Genomic DNA, 20,924 nt, shown 5'->3' with positions numbered 1-20,924 from the left:
TAGTATAAACTCTGTTTCATTTAGAAATAAACCTACAAAGAGCCCGATTAAAAAATGTTGGGAGTTCAAAATTCTTTAGGTTCGAGTAATAGTTTTTGAAAATTCTAAGGGTTAGAATCGTTTTTGAAAGCAGGAAGCTTAAGTAATCCGTCCACTAAAATCAAGCGAGATAGGATCTCATCTAGAGGGAAATTAAAACGTATGTCGTTTTTGGATTTTCTTTTGTTAATTCTAGGCAGATCTAATTGATGATAGAGGTCTTGTAGGAAGAGATAGCCTCCATGATATTCGTTCAATTGATTTTGTTTTAACTGTTTGTTTTGACTAAAGGTAATGAGGAAATCTTTATTTTCTTCTTTTTCTTTCTCGGTTAATTCCTTAGCACGTAAACGAGCCCACTCAAGAGGTTCCATATCAGGATGTTCTTTTAAGATTGTGTTATGATTGCCTAGGTTTTCTACGATAGTAGAAGTCCGTTTATTTCCAACCTTGATATCTTTAATAATAGCGTAGTTGATAGTGTTTTTTGACTTTGATTGTTTAACTCTCATCTTTTCATACCTCACTCCATTATAACAAAGTACGAGAAAGTACGCAAATAAAAAGTGATAAAATTTGACAAGAAAATGCTCTTATATCAACCTTTATGAGGATTTTTTTACTTCATAACTGTCAAAGTCCCGAGTTGTTTTCTATGAAGACCATCGCTGTCCTATTTCAAGGTTAAAAATTAGAAAGTTAAAAGATATTTTAGAGAAAAAATCTCAAAAGTGATTGACAATTAGTAAGAAATTGATATAATGGTTATATCTGCTATAGATAGAAGGTCCGTTGGTCAAGGGGTTAAGACACCGCCTTTTCACGGCGGTAACACGGGTTCGAATCCCGTACGGACTATTTTATCCGCCATAGCTCAGTTGGTAGTAGCGCATGACTGTTAATCATGATGTCGTAGGTTCGAGTCCTACTGGCGGAGTATAGATAAAAGGGAACACAACTGTGTTCCTCTTTTTGTATCAATTTGTATCACCAAGCATCTTCATAAGGAAATCTGTTATTTCTTGAGGACTTTCTTTTTTTCCATGTGCAATCCAAGTTTGACAGACACCAAAAAGTGCATGAGTTAGATAGATGCTACTATATTCTAATTCAGTGGTATTTAGATTCAGTTGCATAAATCGCTTTTGTAAATCCGTACTAAGCATGATATGAAGTTTATTTCGTAAGAAATTTTGGATTTCTTTAGTCCCATTTTCAGAAAGAAGAGCAGCCAGAAGTGGTTCTGACTCTAGATATTCAAAGACTTCTAAAATAGCATCTCTTTTGTGATGAGCATGTTTTTGAAAAATATATTCAAATGTATGGAATAGCTTGATTTGATAGTGCTCAATCATATCATACTTATCCTTATAGTGAGTATAGAAGCTGGAACGACTAATTCCGGCTTTTTCTGCTAACTTGACAGTAGAAATTTGATCAAATGGCTGTTCCATCAGTAATTGTACCATAGCATTTTCAATAATTCGCTTTGTTTTTAAGCGTTTGTTACTTTCTTGCATATTTCCTCCTTATAAACAAATTAGACTATATGTCTAAAAATGGATTTTTTATCTTGTAATTTAGATTTTTTAATGTATAATCTATTATATCAAAATTTTAGACAATATGTTTAAAAAAGGAGAAGCTATGTTTAAAGAATGGAAAGCAATTTTTAAAAAACCAATCTTTATTATTGTCATGATAGGGATTTCTCTTATTCCAGCTCTGTACAATATCATATTTTTGTCATCAATGTGGGATCCATATGGGAAATTGTCTGACTTACCTGTGGCAGTTGTCAATAATGATAAAGAATCCTCCTATAATGGTAATAGCATGGAAATAGGAAAAGACATGGTGTCCAATTTAAAAGAAAATAAAACCTTAGATTTTCATTTCGTAGATGAAGATGAAGGAAAGAAGGGATTGGAAGATGGCGATTACTATATGGTAGTGACTTTACCAAGTGATTTATCTGAAAAAGCAGCTTCGATTTTAACGAATCATCCAGAGCAAATGCAAATCGATTATCAGACTTCAAGTGGCCATAGTTTTATTGCTAGCAAGATGAGTGATTCTGCGGTGACACAATTAAAGCAGAATGTTTCTACAAATGTAACTGAGACCTATACCAAAGCTTTATTTAACAAGATGGTCGAATTAAAGGATGGTATGAGTCAAGCAGCTTCTGGTAGTGAAAAATTAACTGATGGAGCGAATCAATTAGTGACAGGAAGTCATACATTAACTACTAACCTACACTCTTTAGCAGATTCAAGTTTAACATTTTCAAATGGAACGGAGCAGTTTACTAAAGGATTATCCTATTATGTCTCTGGTGTTGAACAACTTCATCTTGGTTTAGGGAATTTTAATAGTGGTTTAGTTACATATACTGGTGCAGTGAGTCAATTAGATAGCGGATTAGGTCAATTATCTTCTAAAAGTCCTGAATTAGTAGGAGGAATCAATCAACTATATACTGGTGTAGAGTCCTATATTGGCGGTGTTTCTCAACTCAATGCTGGTCTTAATCAATTTTCATCTGGTGTTAGTGCCTATACAAATGGAGTGGGAAATCTTGCAACAGGTGCTAATCAGTTATCTAATCAATCAGCTACACTTCGAATGGGTGTGGAGCAATTAAGTGAAGGAATTCAACAACTTTCTAGCAAGTTAGATGCTTCGTCTGAGAAAAAAGATCAAATTAATCAATTATCTTCTGGTTTGAATCAGTTAAATCAAGCTATTCAAAATATTGATGTTGGAGATACAAAACAATTAGATTCTGTTTTATCAAGTATAGTATCTCTTTCTAATCAAATGTTAGCAAGTACTCAGTCTGATAAAGCGACTACATTAGCTAATATTCAATCGACAGTAGCTTATCAATCATTGACAAGTGAGCAACAAGCTGAGATAAGCGCTTCTGTATCTCAAAATTCGACTGATAGTATTCAATCGGCTCAGTCAATTGTAGCTTTAGCTCAAGGTTTACAGGGAAGTTTGGAAAACTTACAAAATCAGTCTTCTAATCTTTCGACATTAAAAAATCAAGCTAATCAAGTATTACCGCTTGCTTCTACTTCTTTGACAGGATTGTCAAGTGGATTAACAGAAATACAGGGAGCAGTGACGAGTAAATTAGTTCCTGCTAGTCAGTCGATTACATCTGGGGTAAATGCATATACTGCAGGTGTTGATAAAGTTTCTCAAGGCGCAAGTCAACTAAGTGAAAAGAATTCCACCTTGACAGGTAGTTTGAACCAATTAGTTTCAGGCTCAACTACCTTGACACAAAAATCTTCTAACTTGACAGCAGGAGTTGGTCAATTAGTTGAAAAAACTCCAGAATTAGTGTCTGGTATTGAAAAATTATCAACTGGCTCTAACCCATTGAATCAAAAGAGTCAAGAATTAATAGCAGGAGTTGATAAATTGCAGTCAGGCTCTAGCCAACTAGCTGACAAATCCAGTCAGTTCCTTTCAGGTGCTTCTCAATTAGAGAATGGAGCTAATAAATTGGCAGATGGATCTAGGAAACTTGCAGAAGGTGGAACAAAGTTAACTTCTGGCTTGGAAGATTTACAGACAGGAGTTGCTTCTTTAGGACAAGGACTAGGTAATGCTAGTGATCAACTCAAATCAGCATCAACGGAATCTAAAAATGCAGAGATTTTGTCAAATCCTCTCAGTCTCTCCAAAACTGACAATGACCAAGTTCTTGTAAATGGAATTGCAATGGCTCCTTATATGATATCAGTTGCTCTCTTTGTTGCAGCAATATCAACGAATATGATCTTTGCGAAGTTGCCTTCAGGACGTCATCTAGAGAGCCGTTGGGTTTGGTTGAAATCTAGAGCTGAAATAAATGGTATTATAGCTGTTTTAGCAGGAATTTTGGTATATGGAGGAGTTCATCTTATTGGTCTAACTGCAAATCATGAGATGAGAACATTTATTCTCATTATCCTAACAAGTTTAGTATTCATGTCTATGGTGACTGCTTTAACAACATGGAATAGCCGTATAGGAGCTTTCTTCTCTCTTATTTTGCTATTATTACAGTTAGCATCAAGTGCAGGTACTTATCCACTTGCCTTGACAAATGATTTCTTTAGAGCCATTAATCCATGGTTACCAATGAGTTATTCGGTTTCGGGATTACGACAAACAATTTCTATGACAGGAAATATTCATCATCAAGTAATTTTCCTTGCCGTTATATTAGTACTATTTATTTGTTTAGGTATGCTAGCCTATCAACCTAAGAAAATGGAGGAAGATTAAAAAATCGACCAAGCAACTGGTCGATTTTTTAGGTCTTAGATGATTTTCGTTTGTGATTATAAATTCCAAATAGTAAAAGAGAAGTAAAGGAACAGATTGCTCCAGTAATAAAACCATTGGGAATGAAGGAAAGTGTAATAGTTCCTTTTCCCTCAGGAACGTCAACTTTCATAAAACCAGTTTGAGCTTGTTTAATTTCTATTTTCTTACCATCTTGGTAGGCAGACCAGCCTTTGTCATAAGGAATGGTGAAGAAAATGGACGTATCTTGTTTAACATCATATCTAGTAAAGACCTTGTTTTTAGAAATTGATACTGTAACAGGTTGTTCTTTAATTTTTTGAATTGCTTCGGTGAAAGTTTTGGTATCTAAACGATAGAAAGTAGGAGATTCAAATGATACCTGTGAATTTCCAGGGAAACTAACATTAATATTGAAAGTTTTTTTCTCTTTTGTATAGCCTAGATTAAAGAAGGAGAAGACATTATCAGTTGTAAAAGTTTTCTTTTCCCCATTGACAAGGATGTCAACTTTCTTTTGTTTATCATTAGAAAAGTGAAGGTTTGTGAAAGAAAGATAAACTTGGCTGTTTTCTGGCACTTCAATTTGATACTGGATTGCTGCGTCCTCATTTGAAGAACTTGTAACACTAATCAAATCATCAGTATTCTCTGTTTTTTCATAGGGTATTGGAGAAAAATAATCAAAATTGACGTCAGAAAGTTGATTTAAAAACAAGGCTTGATTATCTAGAGTATGTTCATTGAACTTGACATTGTTGTAAACAGATTGACTAGCAAATGCAATTGGAAGAGAGAATTGATTTTCATATAGGGTAAGATTATCTTTTTGATATACATCTTGGAATCCATACTTATCAATAGGACTGTCTGAGATATTATACTGGATGCCAAATAAACTATCAGCCAAAATACTATTATTTGCATAGCGGAGATTGAGATTGGTCCCAGAGGATTTAAAGCCAAGTTTATCCAAAGTAGAGCTTGCTGAACGATTTCGAACAGATGAAAATTGAGAGATTCCATTGTAGTTAAATTTCATACTGTCATTTCCTGTCTGAGTCTCTAGTTTCTCAGTACGAGTAAATGAATTCCCAATATATGTTGAGAAAGATTTCATAGCTGGGATATCTCTACTATATGCACTTCGAGAAGCAAATCCCCATTCCTTAGCAATTCCGTCTATTTGAGATGAAGCATTTAAACTCATTTCAACCATTATAAATAAAGAGATTAGAGTGGCAAATAGATTTACAGAGATAAACTTTTTAATAACTGCAAGGAGTAGAAGAGAATAGACAACCAAAAATTCAAGAGTAAGCAGAATATTCAAATCTGTTAAAAAAGAATAATGCGATTTTAGATAGATGGTGGCTAAAAATCCTGTTACTACAAGAAAAAGAGAAGCTAAAAAATTCCAGACTTTAATTTCTTTCAGATGATTTAAGACTTCTGCTGCTGTGTAAATTAACAGGGTAGAGAAAATCCAAGCATAGCGATGTAAAAACATGTTTGGAGTATGCATGCCTTGCCAAAATAAATCAAGCGCTTCTATATAAAAGCTTGCAATTAGAAATATAAAGAAGATTGCATAGATCAGTTTCACGTGAAACTTAATAGATTTCAGCGTAAAAAATAAAATGGTCAAAATAAAGGGAAGTAGTCCAACAAAAATCATTGGGATAGCCCCATACTTTGTTGTGTCAAAGGAACCAATGAATTGCTTAGCAAAGAGATCAAGATACCAGCTACTTTCAGTTTGAAACTTTGTAACTTCAGTTAATTTTTCCCCATGTGTCTGTAAATCAAACAGAGTGGGAAGAGTCATAATCAAACTAGCCATACCAGCTAAAATGGAGGTGATTATAAAATCAAGAAAAGATGATTTTCGAGTTTTAAAGTTCCAAGAAATTTGACAGAGATACCAGAAAATAAGAAACAATGCTGTCATATAGCCAAAATAATAGTTTTGAATAAATAAGATTGACAAACTTGTAAAGTATAATAGGAATTTCTTTTCAGTTATAAGTAGGTGTAAACCAGTTATAATTAAAGGAATCAAGATAAAAACATCTAGCCAGGTTTTTATCTCTAACTGACTAACGGTAAAGCTCATCAGAGAATAGGAAGTAGATAAAGCTAGTTTTAAAGATTTCGGAATATTTTTAAATAATTTATTTAAACTAAAGAAGGTTGACAGATCAATCAATCCAAATTTTAAGAGAGTTGTCAGATAGACAGCATCGGGCATATTCGTTAGATCAAAAAAGTAAACTAGAGGTGAAAGGAAACTTCCCAAGTAATAACTAGATAGGGCATAGAAGTTTAGTCCTAGGCCACTTGTAAAGGTGTAAAACAGACTCCCATTTCCATGTAGGATGTTCCTTAGAGCTATATCAAAAATAACGTATTGATGAAAGCCATCTCCTAATAGTGGCGACTTGTCACTATTCCAGTAGATACCTTGAGATAGATATACTCCTATCATAATGATTATGGGAATGATGAAAGAAACAAAATAGGTCCAATATGTTTTAAAAAATAATTTCATGTTACCTCATAAAATGTTAGAAAACTCAGCTGGTTAACCCAACTGAGTTTTGAAGTTTTATTTAGTCTTTCCAAAGTTCTTTAACTTTTGCTTGTACTTCTGCATTTTCTAGGAATTCATCATAGGTTTCATCGATACGATCGATGACGCCATTTTTAGACAAGACAATGATATGGTTAGCTAGAGTTTGAATAAACTCGTGGTCATGGCTGGCAAAGATGATTGATTCTTTAAAGTTTTTCAATCCATCGTTCAAACTTGAGATAGATTCCAAATCCAAGTGATTGGTTGGATCATCGAGGACAAGCACATTTGATTTCAAGAGCATGAGTTTTGAAAGCATGACACGAACTTTTTCTCCCCCTGACAAGACGTTTACAGGTTTGTTAACCTCATCTCCAGAGAAGAGCATACGGCCTAGGAAGCCACGTAGGAAAGTATTGTCATCTTCTTCTTTACTTGCGAATTGACGCAACCAATCAAGGATTGACTCTCCCCCTGCAAAATCGGCCGAGTTATCTTTTGGCAAGTAAGAACGGCTAGTAGTAACTCCCCACTTGACAGTTCCTTCATAGTCAATGTCTCCCATGATTGCATGAATTAATGCAGTTGTTTGGATATCATTTTGTCCAATAAGAGCTGTCTTATCACCTGGACGCAAGATGAAACTGATATTATCTAAAATAGTCTCACCATCAATCTTTACAGTTAGATTTTCTACTGTCAAGAGATCATTACCAATTTCACGCTCTGCTTTAAAGTTGATAAATGGATATTTACGACTAGATGGCACAATTTCTTCTAGTTCAATCTTATCAAGCATTTTCTTACGTGATGTTGCTTGTCTTGATTTGGAAGCATTGGCAGAGAAACGAGCAACGAACTCTTGCAATTGCTTAATTTTTTCCTCTGCTTTGGCATTACGGTCTGCTAGCAATTTAGCAGCAAGCTCAGAAGATTCCTTCCAGAAGTCGTAGTTTCCGACATAGAGTTTGATTTTTCCAAAGTCAAGGTCGGCCATGTGAGTACATACTTTGTTTAAGAAGTGACGGTCGTGGGATACTACGATAACTGTGTTATCAAAGTCAATCAAGAAGTCTTCTAACCAAGTAATAGATTGGATATCCAAACCGTTAGTTGGCTCATCCAATAGAAGAACATCTGGTTTACCAAAAAGTGCTTTGGCGAGGAGAACTTTTACTTTCTCACCATTAGCCAATTCGCTCATATTTTGGTAGTGCAATTCTTCTGGAATGTTTAGGTTTTGAAGTAGTTGAGAGGCTTCACTTTCTGCTTCCCAGCCCCCAAGCTCGGCAAACTCTCCTTCGAGTTCGGCAGCACGCACTCCATCCTCGTCTGAGAAATCTTCCTTCATGTAGATGGCATCTTTCTCTTTCATGATGCTATAAAGTTTTTCATTTCCCATGATAACGACATCAATGGCACGTTCATCTTCATAGTCAAAGTGATTTTGACGAAGAACAGAGAGACGTTCATCTGGACCAAGAGAGATGTGACCAGTAGTAGGTTCGATATCTCCAGCTAAAATTTTTAAAAAGGTTGATTTTCCGGCACCATTAGCACCGATTAATCCATAAGTATTTCCTTCTGTAAATTTGATATTGACATCATCAAAAAGTTTGCGATCACTAAAACGTAGTGAAACATCAGATACTGTAAGCAATGTTTTTCTCCTATATGTGTAATATATTTATTCTACTAGAAAATATAGAAATATTCAAATTTTTATCTGTCAATTTTGTGTAAATTATATTTACAATTCCCTTTACACAAAAACATAAATAGCAAGGTCGATTTATTTTGATAAATTGCGGTTATTTCATTAAAAAAATGCTATAATTGAAGGGACTATATCGAAGGAGAACAAAATGACTAAACCCATTATTTTAACAGGAGACCGTCCAACAGGGAAGTTGCATATTGGACATTATGTTGGAAGTCTCAAAAATCGAGTATTATTACAGAAAGAGGATAAGTATGATATGTTTGTGTTCTTGGCTGACCAACAAGCCTTGACAGATCACGCCAAAGATCCTCAAACCATTGTAGAGTCTATCGGAAATGTGGCTTTGGATTACCTTGCAGTTGGATTGGATCCGAATAAATCAACTATCTTTATTCAAAGCCAGATTCCAGAGCTGGCTGAACTATCTATGTACTATATGAATCTGGTTTCATTAGCACGTCTGGAGCGAAATCCAACTGTCAAGACAGAGATTGCTCAAAAAGGATTTGGAGAAAGCATTCCAACAGGATTTTTGGTTTATCCAATTGCACAAGCAGCTGACATCACAGCCTTTAAGGCCAATTATGTTCCTGTTGGGACAGATCAGAAACCAATGATTGAGCAGACTCGTGAAATTGTTCGTTCTTTTAACAATGCATATAACTGTGATGTTTTGGTGGAACCAGAAGGTATTTATCCAGAAAATGAGAGAGCAGGGCGTTTGCCTGGTTTAGATGGAAATGCTAAAATGTCTAAATCACTTAATAACGGTATTTATTTAGCTGATGATGCGGATACTATGCGTAAAAAAGTAATGAGTATGTATACAGATCCAGATCATATCCGTGTTGAGGATCCAGGTAAAATTGAAGGAAATATGGTTTTCCATTATCTAGATGTTTTTGGTCGTCCAGAAGATGCTCAAGAAATTGCTGACATGAAAGAACATTATCAACGAGGTGGTCTTGGTGATGTGAAGACCAAACGTTATCTACTTGAAATATTAGAACGTGAACTTGGTCCTATTCGTGAGCGCCGTATCGAATTTGCTAAAGATATGGGAGAAGTTTATAATATGCTTCAAAAAGGTAGTGAAAGAGCGCGAGACGTTGCAGGTCAAACTCTATCTGAGGTTAAAGGAGCAATGGGACTTCATTACTTTAACTAAGTTTATTTTACAAGAAACTATCATTTCTATCAGAAAGAAAAGATAGTTTTTTATTTACCCCTGTAACATTTGACAAATTTTTATAGAATGGTATGATAGATACAATATAAAAAGAGTCAAGCTCAAAAAGAAAGAAAAGAGGAAACTTCGAATGTCTAATTGGGACACTAAATTTTTGAAAAAAGGTTTTACCTTTGATGATGTATTGCTTATTCCAGCTGAAAGTCATGTGTTGCCTAACGATGCAGATTTAACAACTAAATTGGCAGATAATTTGACTTTAAATATCCCAATTATTACCGCTGCCATGGACACAGTTACAGAGAGTCAAATGGCCATTGCTATTGCTCGTGCAGGCGGTCTCGGAGTTATCCATAAAAACATGTCAATTGCTCAACAAGCAGAAGAGGTTCGTAAGGTAAAACGTTCTGAAAATGGAGTTATTATTGATCCCTTCTTCTTGACGCCTGAACATACAATTGCTGAAGCAGATGAGCTTATGGGACGTTACCGTATCAGTGGTGTTCCAGTTGTTGAAACACTTGAAAATCGTAAATTAGTTGGTATTTTGACAAACCGAGATCTTCGTTTTATTTCAGACTATAACCAACCAATCTCAAATCATATGACTAGTGAAAATCTTGTTACTGCTCCTGTGGGTACAGATCTTGCAACAGCTGAGAGTATTCTTCAAGAACACCGTATTGAAAAACTTCCTTTGGTAGATGAAGAAGGTCGTCTTTCTGGTTTGATTACTATCAAAGATATTGAAAAAGTTATTGAGTTTCCAAATGCTGCTAAAGATGAGTTTGGTCGTCTTCTAGTTGCAGGTGCAGTAGGTGTTACTTCAGATACCTTTGAACGTGCAGAGGCACTTTTTGAGGCAGGGGCGGATGCGATTGTTATTGATACTGCACATGGTCATTCTGCAGGTGTCTTGCGTAAAATTGCTGAGATTCGTGCTCACTTTCCAGATCGTACTTTGATTGCTGGAAATATTGCTACTGCTGAGGGAGCGCGTGCCCTTTACGAAGCAGGTGTAGATGTTGTAAAGGTTGGTATTGGCCCAGGTTCTATCTGTACTACTCGTGTGATTGCTGGTGTTGGTGTTCCACAAGTAACAGCTATCTATGATGCTGCAACTGTTGCGCGTGAATATGGAAAAACGATCATTGCTGACGGTGGAATCAAGTATTCTGGAGATATTGTAAAAGCCCTTGCTGCAGGTGGAAATGCAGTTATGCTTGGATCAATGTTTGCTGGAACTGATGAAGCTCCAGGCGAAACTGAAATTTTCCAAGGACGTAAGTTTAAGACTTACCGTGGTATGGGATCAATCGCTGCTATGAAGAAAGGTTCAAGCGATCGTTACTTCCAAGGTTCTGTCAATGAAGCAAACAAACTTGTTCCAGAAGGAATTGAAGGTCGTGTTGCTTATAAAGGTGCGGCAGCTGATATTGTCTTCCAAATGATTGGAGGTATTCGCTCTGGTATGGGTTATTGTGGTGCAGCTAACCTTAAAGAGTTGCATGATAATGCTCAATTTATTGAAATGTCTGGTGCTGGTTTGAAAGAAAGTCATCCTCATGATGTACAAATTACTAATGAGGCACCAAATTATTCTATGTAAAAGAAATAAAAAGAACTCCCGTGAAAATAGGAGTTCTTTTACAATATTGTCAAGTTTTATTTACAATAACTTTACCATCTTGAATAGTGAAAATACTTAGATTTTCTGGTAGATTTTGAAGATGATCTATGCTTGTTGTTGTGATAAAGGTTTGGATTGAATGAGAAATCGTTTCTAATAATTTTAGTTGTCTAGTGTTGTCAAGTTCGCTCATAACATCGTCAAGCAGTAATATCGGGGATTCTGTAGTAATACTTTCCATTAGCTCGATTTCTGCTAATTTTATAGAGAGGACGAGACTACGATGTTGGCCTTGACTTCCGAAACTAGCATCCATTCTATTTATACAAAAAGAAATGTCATCCCGATGAGGACCAACACCAGTGTTCTTTTTAAATAAATCTCTGGACCTACTTTTTTCTAAAGCAAATTTGAAAGATTCGGATAAGTCTTCTTTGTCAGTTATATTGACAGAAGGTTGATAGGATATTGACAACTCTTCAATCTGATTAGAGAGTTCAAAATGTTTCTTACGCCCACATGATTCTAATTTTTTTATGAAATCTAAGCGGTGATTCATTACACGACATCCATAATCAACTAGTTGATCATCCAACACAGAAAGGAATGTTTCATCTATTTTTTGAGCTGATTTTAGATAAGTGTTTCTTTGTTTTAGGATGTGGTTATAATTGGTTAAGTCAGATAAATAGATTGGCTTAATTTGTCCAAGTTCCATATCAATAAATTTTCGTCGAACTGAAGGTGCTCCTTTAATTAGTTGTAAATCTTCAGGAGCAAATAAGACAACATTCATGTGTCCTACGTAATCTGAAAGTCGTGCCTGTTTTAAGTGATTAACTTTTGTTACACGTCCTTTTTGTGTTAGTTCAATTTCGAGAGGAATGGATCCTGTTTTTTTCTGAATAAGACCTGAAAGATGAAGTTGTTCCTCATCAAAATGAATGAGATTTTTATCTGTTCGAGTTCGATGACTACGCGTTAAGGCTAAAAAATAGATAGCCTCTAGCATATTTGTTTTTCCTTGTGCATTGCGTCCTAAAAAGACATTCAATTTAGGATTAAATTCTATTTTCGTCTCTTTGTAGTTACGAAAAGTCTTGAGAGATAGGTTTTGTAGCCACATGATTATCTACCAGGGAATCGCGGAGCTTGTTTGTTTTTAGGTGCTGAAGTAGGTTTCGATTTGTCTTTTTTAACTCCCTTATTCATCTCCTTTACAAGTTTAGCGATCCGTTCTTTTTCAACTTTATCAGCTTGGTATTCCTCTTGCTCCTCAGAAGTAGGTTGTGTCAACAAGATGTCAATATTCATGTCAGGGATGTCAACTTTATCACCAATACGAAGTTTTTTACCACGACGACTTTCTAACTCCCCATTAAAGTAAACAGAATGTTCAGAGAGAAAGGATTTGATAGCTCCTCCGCTATGTGTAATTCCAAGTTCTTTGAGCAGTGCTTGTAGGGTAATAAATTCTTCAAATAATTTGTATTCCATAATTCACCTCAATCTTTGGTATTATACCATATTTTCCTAAAAATGGTGATAGAAACAGGGAGAAATGTAAGCGATTTTTATTTCAAAACTGTTACAGGGAACAAGAAAATTTCAGGTTTTCGTGATATAATAGAAGTCTGTATATAAGGAGGTAAATCATGGAGTTAGTGCATGGAATTTCAACACATTTTATCCAATCAAAGAAGTTTAAAACGAACAAAATTACCGTGCGTTTTACAGCTCCATTATCTCTTGATACGATTGCAGGTCGCATGTTGAGTGCGAGTATGCTAGAAACAGCTAACCAGATGTATCCCACTTCTCAAGATTTGAGAAGATACTTGGCCAGTCTATACGGTACAGATATGTCAACCAATTGTTTCAGAAGAGGGCGAAGTCATATTGTAGAATTGACATTCACTTATGTTCGTGATGAGTTTTTAAGTAGGAAAAATGTGTTAACTTCACAGGTTTTGGAACTAGTAAAAGAAACTCTTTTTTCACCCGTAGTAGTTGATAATGGCTTTGATTCGGCCTTATTTGAAATTGAGAAAAAACAATTGCTAGCAAGTTTAGCAGCTGATATGGATGATTCTTTTTATTTTGCACATAAAGAATTAGATAAATTATTTTTTCATGACGAATGTCTCCAATTGGAATATAGTGATTTACGAAATCGTATTTTAGCTGAAACTCCACAAAGTTCTTATTCTTGTTTCCAAGAATTTTTGGACAAAGATCGAATAGATTTCTTTTTCCTAGGTGATTTTAATGAGGTTGAAATTCAAAATGTATTAGAATCATTTGGCTTTAAAGCTCGAAAAGGAGATGTGAAGGTTCAGTATTGTCAACCTTATTCCAATATCCTTCAGGAAGGTATGGTTCGGAAAAGTGTGGGACAATCCATTTTGGAATTAGGTTATCATTGCCCTTCTGAATATGGTGATGAGCAACATTTACCCATGATTGTAATGAATGGTTTACTTGGTGGATTTGCTCACTCTAAACTATTTACAAATGTCCGTGAAAATGCTGGATTGGCTTATACTATTTCAAGTCAGCTCGATTTGTTTAGTGGATTCTTGAGGATGTATGCTGGTATCGATCGAGAAAATCGGAACCAGGCTCGTAAAATGATGAATAATCAACTGCTTGATTTAAAAAAAGGTTATTTTACAGAGCTTGAGCTAGAGCAGACCAAGGAAATGATTCGTCGATCTTTGTTACTTTCTCAAGATAATCAAGGTTCATTGATTGAACGTGCTTATCAAAATGCCTTACTTGGAAAATCTTCAGCAGACTTTAAAGGTTGGATTGCAAAACTCGAGCAAGTTGACAAAGATGCTATTTGTAGAGCAGCTAATAATGTGAAACTACAAGCGATTTACTTTATGGAAGGAATAGAATGACAAAGGTTGTTTTTGAAGAAAAATACTATCCAGCTGTAAAAGAAATGATTTATCAAACTCGTTTGTCAAATGGATTGACAGTTGCTCTTTTGCCTAAAAAGGAATTTAAAGAGGTTTACGGTAGTGTAACTGTACAGTTTGGTTCGGTAGATATGCTTGTCACAGAAGTTGACGGAGATGTAAAACAATATCCTGCGGGAATTGCTCATTTTCTTGAACATAAATTATTTGAGAGAGAAGATTCTAGCGATTTGATGTCGGCTTTTACGAGTCTAGGTGCAGATAGCAATGCCTTTACAAGCTTTACAAAAACAAACTATCTTTTTTCATCGACGGATTATCTCTTAGAGAATTTAGATTTACTTGATGAATTGGTAACATCGGCACATTTTACTGAAGATTCCATTCTGAGAGAGCAGGATATTATTCAGCAAGAACGAGAAATGTATCAAGATGATCCAGATTCGTGTTTGTTCTTTTCGACTTTAGCGAATTTGTATCCTGGCACACCTTTAGCAACTGATATAGTTGGAAGTGAGAAATCGATTTCCCAAATAAATCTAACTAATTTGCAAGAAAACTTTACAAGGTTTTACAAACCTGTAAATATGTCTCTGTTTTTAGTTGGTAATTTTGATGTGGAGCAAGTACAGGACTATTGTGAAAGAAAAGAACGGAAAGATTCAGATGTTCAGGAAGTAGCAAGAGAAAAGTTGCTTTTACAAGATGTGAAGCCAACAGACAGTATGAGAATGGAAGTATCTTCTCCCAAACTAGCGATTGGGATTAGAGGTAAGCGAGAAGTTGCTGAGGCGGATTGCTATCGACATCATATTTTATTAAAATTATTGTTTGCAATGATGTTTGGTTGGACTTCGGATCGTTTTCAAAAGTTATATGAATCAGGTAAAATAGATGCTTCCTTATCTCTTGAAATTGAAGTAACAAGTCGCTTTCATTTTGTTATATTGACAATGGACACAAAAGAGCCAGTTGCTTTATCTCATCAGTTTAGGAAGGCTATTCGTAATTTCACAAAGGATTTAGATATTACAGAGGATCATTTAGATATTATAAAAAGAGAGATGTTTGGAGAATTTTTCAGTAGCATGAACTCTCTTGAATTTATTGCAACACAATATGATGCTTTTGAACGTAGTGAGACAATTTTTGATTTGCCAAAGATTTTACAGGAAATTACTTTAGAGGATGTCCTTGATGCTGGACATCATTTAATAGATGATGGTGACATAGTTGATTTTACAATATTCCCATCGTAGCAACCTATCATAATAGACACTAGAAAGAAGGGATGACAAGTATGAGGAAAAAAACAATTGGTGAGGTTTTACGTTTAGCTAGAACCAACCAAGGGTTGACTTTAGAAGAATTACATAAAAAAACAGAAATTCAGTTGGATATGTTGGAGGCAATGGAAGCTGATGATTTTGATCAACTTCCTAGTCCATTTTATACTCGTTCTTTTTTGCGAAAGTATGCTTGGGCAGTTGAGCTAGATGAGAGAATTATCTTGGATGCTTACGATTCTAGGAGCATGATTACTTATGAGGAAGTAGATGTTGATGAAGACGAGTTGACAGGTAGGAGACGTTCAAGTAAGAAAAATAAGACATCATTTTTACCTTTATTTTATTTTGTACTCTTTGCACTATCGATTGTCATTTTTGTGACCTATTATGTTTGGAATTATCTCCAGACTCAACCGGAGCGTTTATCTGCCTCTAGTTATAGTGTAGTCCAAGCAACAAGTACGACTAGTTCTGTGACTCCATCTTCAAGCAGCAGCTCATCTAGTAGTTCTTCTAGTATAGAATCGGCTATAAGTGTGTCAGGTGAAGGAAATTATGTAGAAATCGCTTATAAAACAAGTAAGGAAACTGCAAAATTGCAATTATCAGTGTCAGATGCTAGAAGTTGGGTTAGTGTTTCAGAAAGTGATCTTGAGGGTGGTGTGACTTTATCACCGGATAATAAAAGTGCGGAAACAACCGTTTCAATTAAAAATCCTGTAATGATTACGTTAGGTGTTGTCAAAGGTGTCGCTTTAACAGTAGATAATCAGACTGTTGATTTATCGAAATTAACAGCTCAGACTGGACAAATCACTGTAACCTTTACTAAAAATTAAGGAAAAACGAATGAAAAAAGAACAAATTCCAAATCTTTTAACAATAGGTCGAATTCTCTTTATACCTATTTTTATCTCTATTTTAACGATAGGAAATTCGATAGAGAGTCATATAGTGGCAGCTATTATCTTTGCTATTGCCAGTATTACAGACTATTTAGATGGATATTTAGCTCGTAAATGGAATGTGGTTAGTAATTTTGGTAAATTTGCAGATCCAATGGCGGATAAGCTACTAGTTATGTCGGCTTTTATTATGTTGATTGAGCTAGGGATGGCTCCAGCTTGGATTGTTGCAGTAATCATCTGTCGTGAGTTGGCTGTGACAGGTTTAAGGCTTTTATTGGTTGAAACTGGTGGGAAAGTTTTAGCAGCAGCAATGCCTGGAAAAATTAAAACTTTCAGTCAGATGTTTGCCATTATTTTCTTGCTATTACATTGGACTTTGCTTGGTCAAGTTCTACTTTATGTAGCTTTGTTTTTCACTATCTACTCTGGCTATGATTATTTCAAGGGTAGTGCCTATGTATTTAAAGGGACATTTGGTTCGAAATGAAATCAATAATTGATGTAAAAAATCTTTCTTTTCGTTATAAAGAAAATCAGAAATACTACGATGTGAAGGATATTACGTTTCACGTAAAACGTGGAGAATGGCTTTCGATTGTAGGGCATAATGGTAGTGGTAAATCAACGACTGTCCGGTTAATTGATGGCTTATTGGAAGCGGAATCTGGAGAGATTGTAATAGATAGCCAACGTTTGACTGAGGAAAATATTTGGAATATACGTCGTCAAATTGGTATGGTTTTTCAAAATCCAGACAATCAATTTGTTGGAGCGACTGTTGAAGATGATGTTGCCTTTGGTTTGGAAAATCAGGGTCTTTCTCGTCAAGAAATGAAAAAGAGAGTGGAAGAAGCTCTGGATTTAGTTGGCATGTTGGACTTTAAAAAGAGAGAGCCAGCGCGTCTATCAGGTGGCCAAAAGCAACGTGTTGCTATTGCAGGTGTTGTAGCCCTAAGACCAGCTATTTTAATCTTAGATGAAGCAACGAGTATGTTAGATCCTGAGGGTCGTAGAGAACTTATTGAGACAGTAAGAGGAATTCGAAAAGACTATGATATGACGGTCATTTCCATTACACATGATTTGGAAGAAGTTGCCATGAGTGATCGCGTATTGGTCATGAAAAGAGGGGAAATTGAATCAACTAGTAGTCCAAGGGAACTTTTCTCTCGAAATGATTTAGATCAAATTGGATTAGACGCTCCTTTTTCCAATCAATTAAAAAATTCTTTAAGCAAGAATGGCTATGATTTGCCTGAAAATTATTTGACAGAAAGTGAGCTAGAGGATAAGCTATGGGAATTGCTCTAGAAAATGTGAGTTTTACATATCAAGAAGGTACTCCCTTAGCTTCAACGGCTTTGTTGGATGTTTCTTTGACGATTGAAGATGGTTCTTATACGGCTTTAATTGGCCACACAGGTAGCGGTAAATCAACTATTTTACAACTCTTAAATGGTTTATTGGTACCAAGTCAAGGGAGTGTGCGAGTTTTTGATACTTTAATCACCTCGACTTCTAAAAATAAAGATATTCGTCAAATTAGAAAACAGGTTGGCTTGGTATTTCAGTTTGCCGAAAATCAGATTTTTGAAGAAACGGTTTTGAAAGACGTTGCTTTTGGACCGCAAAATTTTGGAGTTTCTGAAGAAGATGCGGAGAAGATTGCGCGTGAGAAACTGGCTTTGGTTGGAATTGAGGAATCACTTTTTGATCGCAGTCCGTTTGAGCTGTCAGGTGGACAAATGAGACGTGTCGCCATTGCAGGCATACTTGCCATGGAGCCAGCAATATTAGTCTTAGATGAGCCCACAGCAGGCCTAGATCCTCTAGGGAGAAAAGAGTTGATGACCTTGTTCAAAAAACTCCACCAGTCAGGGATGACGATTGTTTTGGTAACGCATTTGATGGATGATGTGGCTGAATATGCAAATCAAGTCTATGTGATGGAAAAGGGACGTTTAGTGAAGGGTGGTAAACCGAGTGATGTCTTTCAAGATGTTGTCTTTATGGAAGAAGTGCAGTTGGGAGTACCTAAAATTACAGCCTTTTGTAAACGATTGGCTGATAGAGGCGTGTCATTTAAACGATTACCGATTAAGATAGAGGAATTCAAGGAGTCGCTAAATGGATAGTATGATTTTGGGGCGTTATATCCCAGGAGATTCGATTGTTCACCGATTGGATCCACGTAGCAAATTGCTTGCTATGATGCTACTGATTTTAATCGTTTTTTGGGCTAATAATCTCTTGACGAATCTGATTCTTTTTATAGCGACAGGGATATTTATTGCCTTGTCAGGAGTATCTCTTTCATTTTTTATTCAGGGCTTGAAGTCTATGTTTTTCTTGATTGCCTTCACAACCATTTTTCAACTGTTTTTCATTTCTAATGGGAATGTTTTATTTGAGTTTTCGTTTGTGAGAATTACAGATTATGCTTTGCAACAAGCTGGAATTATTTTTTGTCGCTTTGTATTGATTATTTTCTTTTCAACTTTGTTAACCTTAACGACCATGCCCTTAAGTTTGGCATCAGCTGTCGAAGCTTTGTTAGCGCCTTTAAAGCGTGTGAAAGTTCCAGTTCATGAAATTGGTTTAATGCTATCTATGAGTTTGCGTTTTGTTCCGACCTTAATGGATGATACGACGCGGATTATGAATGCACAGAAAGCGCGTGGGGTGGATTTTGGTGAAGGAAGTATTGTCCAAAAGGTGAAGGCTATGATTCCCATTTTGATTCCTCTTTTTGCGACAAGTTTAAAACGTGCAGATTCCTTGGCTATCGCCATGGAAGCGCGTGGTTATCAGGGTGGAAAAGGCAGAAGTCAATACCGACAATTGGAATGGACTCGAAAGGATACGCTGACTATTCTTGTTGTTCTCGTACTTGGTTGTTGCTTATTTTTCTTAAAATCTTAGTAGCTTTCAGGAATTGATAAAAAATTACTGTAACAGTTTTTGATATAAAGGTAGGGATATGAACCGTTTTAAAAAATCAAAATATGTCATTATTATTTTTGTCACCGTTCTGCTTGTGTCAGCTCTCTTAGCGACGACTTATTCAAGCACAATTGTAACAAAGTTAGGAGATGGAATCTCATTGGTTGATAGGGTTGTACAAAAACCTTTTCAGTGGTTTGATTCTGTCAAATCAGATTTGGCTCATTTGACACGAACATATAATGAAAATGAAAGTTTGAAGAAACAGATTTACCAATTAGAAGTTAAATCAAATGAGGCGGAAAGTTTAAAGACAGAAAATGAACAATTGCGCCAATTGCTTGATATGAAGTCCAAGTTGCAAGCCACAAAAACTTTAGCAGCAGATGTTATTATGCGTTCTCCGGTATCTTGGAAGCAGGAGTTGATCCTGGATGCAGGCAAATCAAAAGGGGTTTCTGAGAACATGTTAGCCATTGCAAATGGTGGCTTGATTGGGAGTGTTTCAAAAGTAGAGGAGAACTCTACTATGGTTAACCTTCTGACAAATACGGAAAATGCTGATAAGATTTCTGTTAAAATTCAACATGGTTCTACAACAATTTATGGGATTATTGTTGGCTATGACAAGGAAAATGAGGTTCTTAAAATTAGCCAATTAAATAGTAATAGCGATATTAGTGCAGGCGATAAGGTGACAACGGGTGGATTAGGAAACTTTAATGTTGCTGATATTCCAGTTGGTGAAGTGGTTGCTACAACGCATAGTACGGACTATTTGACACGAGAAGTGACTGTTAAATTGAGTGCAGATACTCATAATGTGGATGTGATAGAATTAGTGGGGAATTCATAATGAGACAGTTGAAGCGGGTTGGAGTGTTTTTATTGCTTCCTTTCTTTGTTCTAATTGATGCCCATATTAGTCAACTTCTGGGCTCATTTTTCCCCCATGTACAGTTGGCTAGTCATTTTCTTTTTCTATTTCTCTTATTTGAGACGATAGAAGTATCAGAGTATCTCTATTTAGCCTATTGTTTTCTAGTGGGTTTGGTCTATGACATTTACTTTTTCCACTTGATAGGGATTGCGACTTTGTTATTCGTCTTGTTGGGGGTATTTCTCCATAAATTTAATAGTGTTATTTTATTGAATCGTTGGACGAGAATGTTGGCAATTATTGTCATGACTTTTCTATTTGAGATGGGGGTATATATACTTGCAATAGTGGTAGGTCTAACTGTGGATAGTATGTCTTTGTTCATAGTCTATAGTTTAGTACCATCAATGACTTTAAATCTTATATGGATGATTGTTTTTCAGTTTATTTTTGAAAAATACTATCTATGAGAAAGAAATACAAATGTAATAAAGGCGTAATATTTATTAT

At 35.7% G+C, this 20,924-nt stretch carries 17 protein-coding genes, 2 tRNA genes and 2 pseudogenes; 15 read left to right on the top strand and 6 right to left on the bottom strand.

Features of this window, described 5'->3' with window-relative positions:
- A pseudogene (locus SK629_RS10815) lies at nt 1-551 on the bottom strand (transposase); the annotation flags it as partial.
- Nucleotides 552-684: 133 nt separating this feature from the next.
- On the opposite strand from SK629_RS10815, the pseudogene SK629_RS11900 reads away from it, so the two are divergent.
- The 3 genes and pseudogenes from SK629_RS11900 to SK629_RS10805 all read left to right on the top strand — a co-directional run.
- Nucleotides 685-774 (top strand): annotated as a pseudogene (locus tag SK629_RS11900) (DNA-binding response regulator); the annotation flags it as partial.
- A gap of 51 nt (nt 775-825) precedes the next feature.
- A tRNA-Glu gene (locus SK629_RS10810) sits at nt 826-897 on the top strand.
- Between the two features lie 5 nt (nt 898-902).
- Nucleotides 903-976: transfer RNA gene (locus tag SK629_RS10805), tRNA-Asn, on the top strand.
- A gap of 40 nt (nt 977-1,016) precedes the next feature.
- On the opposite strand, the gene SK629_RS10800 is transcribed toward SK629_RS10805, so the two are convergent.
- Nucleotides 1,017-1,559: a TetR/AcrR family transcriptional regulator gene (locus SK629_RS10800; protein ID WP_042901877.1), complete on the bottom strand. Its 543-nt coding sequence runs from the start codon at nt 1,557-1,559 to the stop codon at nt 1,017-1,019.
- 127 nt (nt 1,560-1,686) lie between these two features.
- Here SK629_RS10800 and SK629_RS10795 point away from each other — a divergent pair, with 127 nt between their 5' ends.
- Nucleotides 1,687-4,329, top strand: coding sequence for a YhgE/Pip domain-containing protein (locus SK629_RS10795; protein ID WP_042901876.1), 2,643 nt, complete (start codon nt 1,687-1,689; stop codon nt 4,327-4,329).
- A 28-nt stretch (nt 4,330-4,357) separates the two neighbouring features.
- On the opposite strand, the gene SK629_RS10790 is transcribed toward SK629_RS10795, so the two are convergent.
- Entirely contained in the window at nt 4,358-6,901 is a 2,544-nt protein-coding gene (locus SK629_RS10790) for a YfhO family protein (RefSeq protein WP_042901875.1), read from the bottom strand.
- A gap of 61 nt (nt 6,902-6,962) precedes the next feature.
- The gene (locus tag SK629_RS10785; protein ID WP_042901874.1) at nt 6,963-8,585 is read right to left on the bottom strand and encodes an ATP-binding cassette domain-containing protein; all 1,623 of its coding nucleotides are present in this window, start codon (nt 8,583-8,585) and stop codon (nt 6,963-6,965) included.
- A gap of 205 nt (nt 8,586-8,790) precedes the next feature.
- Between SK629_RS10785 and trpS the strand changes: the two genes are divergently transcribed.
- Together trpS and guaB are read left to right on the top strand one after the other, a co-directional pair.
- Nucleotides 8,791-9,816 (top strand): tryptophan--tRNA ligase, encoded by a 1,026-nt coding sequence (trpS, locus tag SK629_RS10780; protein WP_042901873.1) that lies wholly within the window; start codon nt 8,791-8,793, stop codon nt 9,814-9,816.
- Nucleotides 9,817-9,967: 151 nt separating this feature from the next.
- Nucleotides 9,968-11,446 carry an IMP dehydrogenase gene (gene guaB / locus SK629_RS10775; RefSeq protein WP_042901872.1) on the top strand — a complete coding sequence of 493 codons (1,479 nt, stop codon included), beginning with the start codon at nt 9,968-9,970 and terminating at the stop codon, nt 11,444-11,446.
- Nucleotides 11,447-11,495: 49 nt separating this feature from the next.
- Here guaB and recF read toward each other — a convergent pair whose 3' ends face one another.
- Both recF and yaaA read right to left on the bottom strand, forming a co-directional pair.
- On the bottom strand, nt 11,496-12,593 hold the full coding sequence (gene recF / locus SK629_RS10770) for a DNA replication/repair protein RecF (RefSeq protein WP_042901871.1): 1,098 nt from the start codon (nt 12,591-12,593) through the stop codon (nt 11,496-11,498).
- A 2-nt stretch (nt 12,594-12,595) separates the two neighbouring features.
- Complete coding sequence (yaaA, locus tag SK629_RS10765; protein WP_042901870.1) at nt 12,596-12,964, bottom strand: S4 domain-containing protein YaaA; 369 nt, start codon at nt 12,962-12,964, stop codon at nt 12,596-12,598.
- A 158-nt stretch (nt 12,965-13,122) separates the two neighbouring features.
- On the opposite strand from yaaA, the gene yfmF reads away from it, so the two are divergent.
- From yfmF to mreD, 9 genes are read left to right on the top strand one after another with little or no spacing between them, the layout of a single operon-like run.
- Nucleotides 13,123-14,373 (top strand): EF-P 5-aminopentanol modification-associated protein YfmF, encoded by a 1,251-nt coding sequence (gene yfmF / locus SK629_RS10760; protein WP_042901869.1) that lies wholly within the window; start codon nt 13,123-13,125, stop codon nt 14,371-14,373.
- Nucleotides 14,370-15,653, top strand: coding sequence for an EF-P 5-aminopentanol modification-associated protein YfmH (yfmH, locus tag SK629_RS10755; RefSeq protein WP_042901868.1), 1,284 nt, complete (start codon nt 14,370-14,372; stop codon nt 15,651-15,653). Before yfmF ends, yfmH begins: the two co-directional genes overlap by 4 nt.
- Nucleotides 15,654-15,694: 41 nt before the next feature.
- Nucleotides 15,695-16,522: a cytoskeleton protein RodZ gene (gene rodZ, locus SK629_RS10750; RefSeq protein WP_042901867.1), complete on the top strand. Its 828-nt coding sequence runs from the start codon at nt 15,695-15,697 to the stop codon at nt 16,520-16,522.
- A gap of 10 nt (nt 16,523-16,532) precedes the next feature.
- Nucleotides 16,533-17,078: a CDP-diacylglycerol--glycerol-3-phosphate 3-phosphatidyltransferase gene (pgsA, locus tag SK629_RS10745; RefSeq protein WP_042901866.1), complete on the top strand. Its 546-nt coding sequence runs from the start codon at nt 16,533-16,535 to the stop codon at nt 17,076-17,078.
- Nucleotides 17,075-17,902, top strand: a complete 828-nt coding sequence (locus SK629_RS10740) for an energy-coupling factor ABC transporter ATP-binding protein (protein ID WP_042901865.1) — start codon at nt 17,075-17,077, stop codon at nt 17,900-17,902. The genes pgsA and SK629_RS10740 overlap by 4 nt, the downstream gene beginning before the upstream one ends.
- Complete coding sequence (locus tag SK629_RS10735; protein ID WP_042901864.1) at nt 17,887-18,726, top strand: energy-coupling factor transporter ATPase; 840 nt, start codon at nt 17,887-17,889, stop codon at nt 18,724-18,726. Before SK629_RS10740 ends, SK629_RS10735 begins: the two co-directional genes overlap by 16 nt.
- Complete coding sequence (locus tag SK629_RS10730) at nt 18,719-19,513, top strand: energy-coupling factor transporter transmembrane component T family protein (RefSeq protein WP_042901863.1); 795 nt, start codon at nt 18,719-18,721, stop codon at nt 19,511-19,513. The genes SK629_RS10735 and SK629_RS10730 overlap by 8 nt, the downstream gene beginning before the upstream one ends.
- Nucleotides 19,514-19,571: 58 nt before the next feature.
- Nucleotides 19,572-20,390 (top strand): rod shape-determining protein MreC, encoded by an 819-nt coding sequence (gene mreC, locus SK629_RS10725; protein WP_042901862.1) that lies wholly within the window; start codon nt 19,572-19,574, stop codon nt 20,388-20,390.
- Nucleotides 20,390-20,884, top strand: coding sequence for a rod shape-determining protein MreD (gene mreD, locus SK629_RS10720; protein ID WP_042901861.1), 495 nt, complete (start codon nt 20,390-20,392; stop codon nt 20,882-20,884). Before mreC ends, mreD begins: the two co-directional genes overlap by 1 nt.
- Nucleotides 20,885-20,924: the final 40 nt, after the last annotated feature.

This window comes from Streptococcus mitis (assembly GCF_000722695.1).
Classification (GTDB): domain Bacteria; phylum Bacillota; class Bacilli; order Lactobacillales; family Streptococcaceae; genus Streptococcus; species Streptococcus mitis_O.
This window is presented reverse-complemented; position numbering and strand designations above follow the sequence as displayed.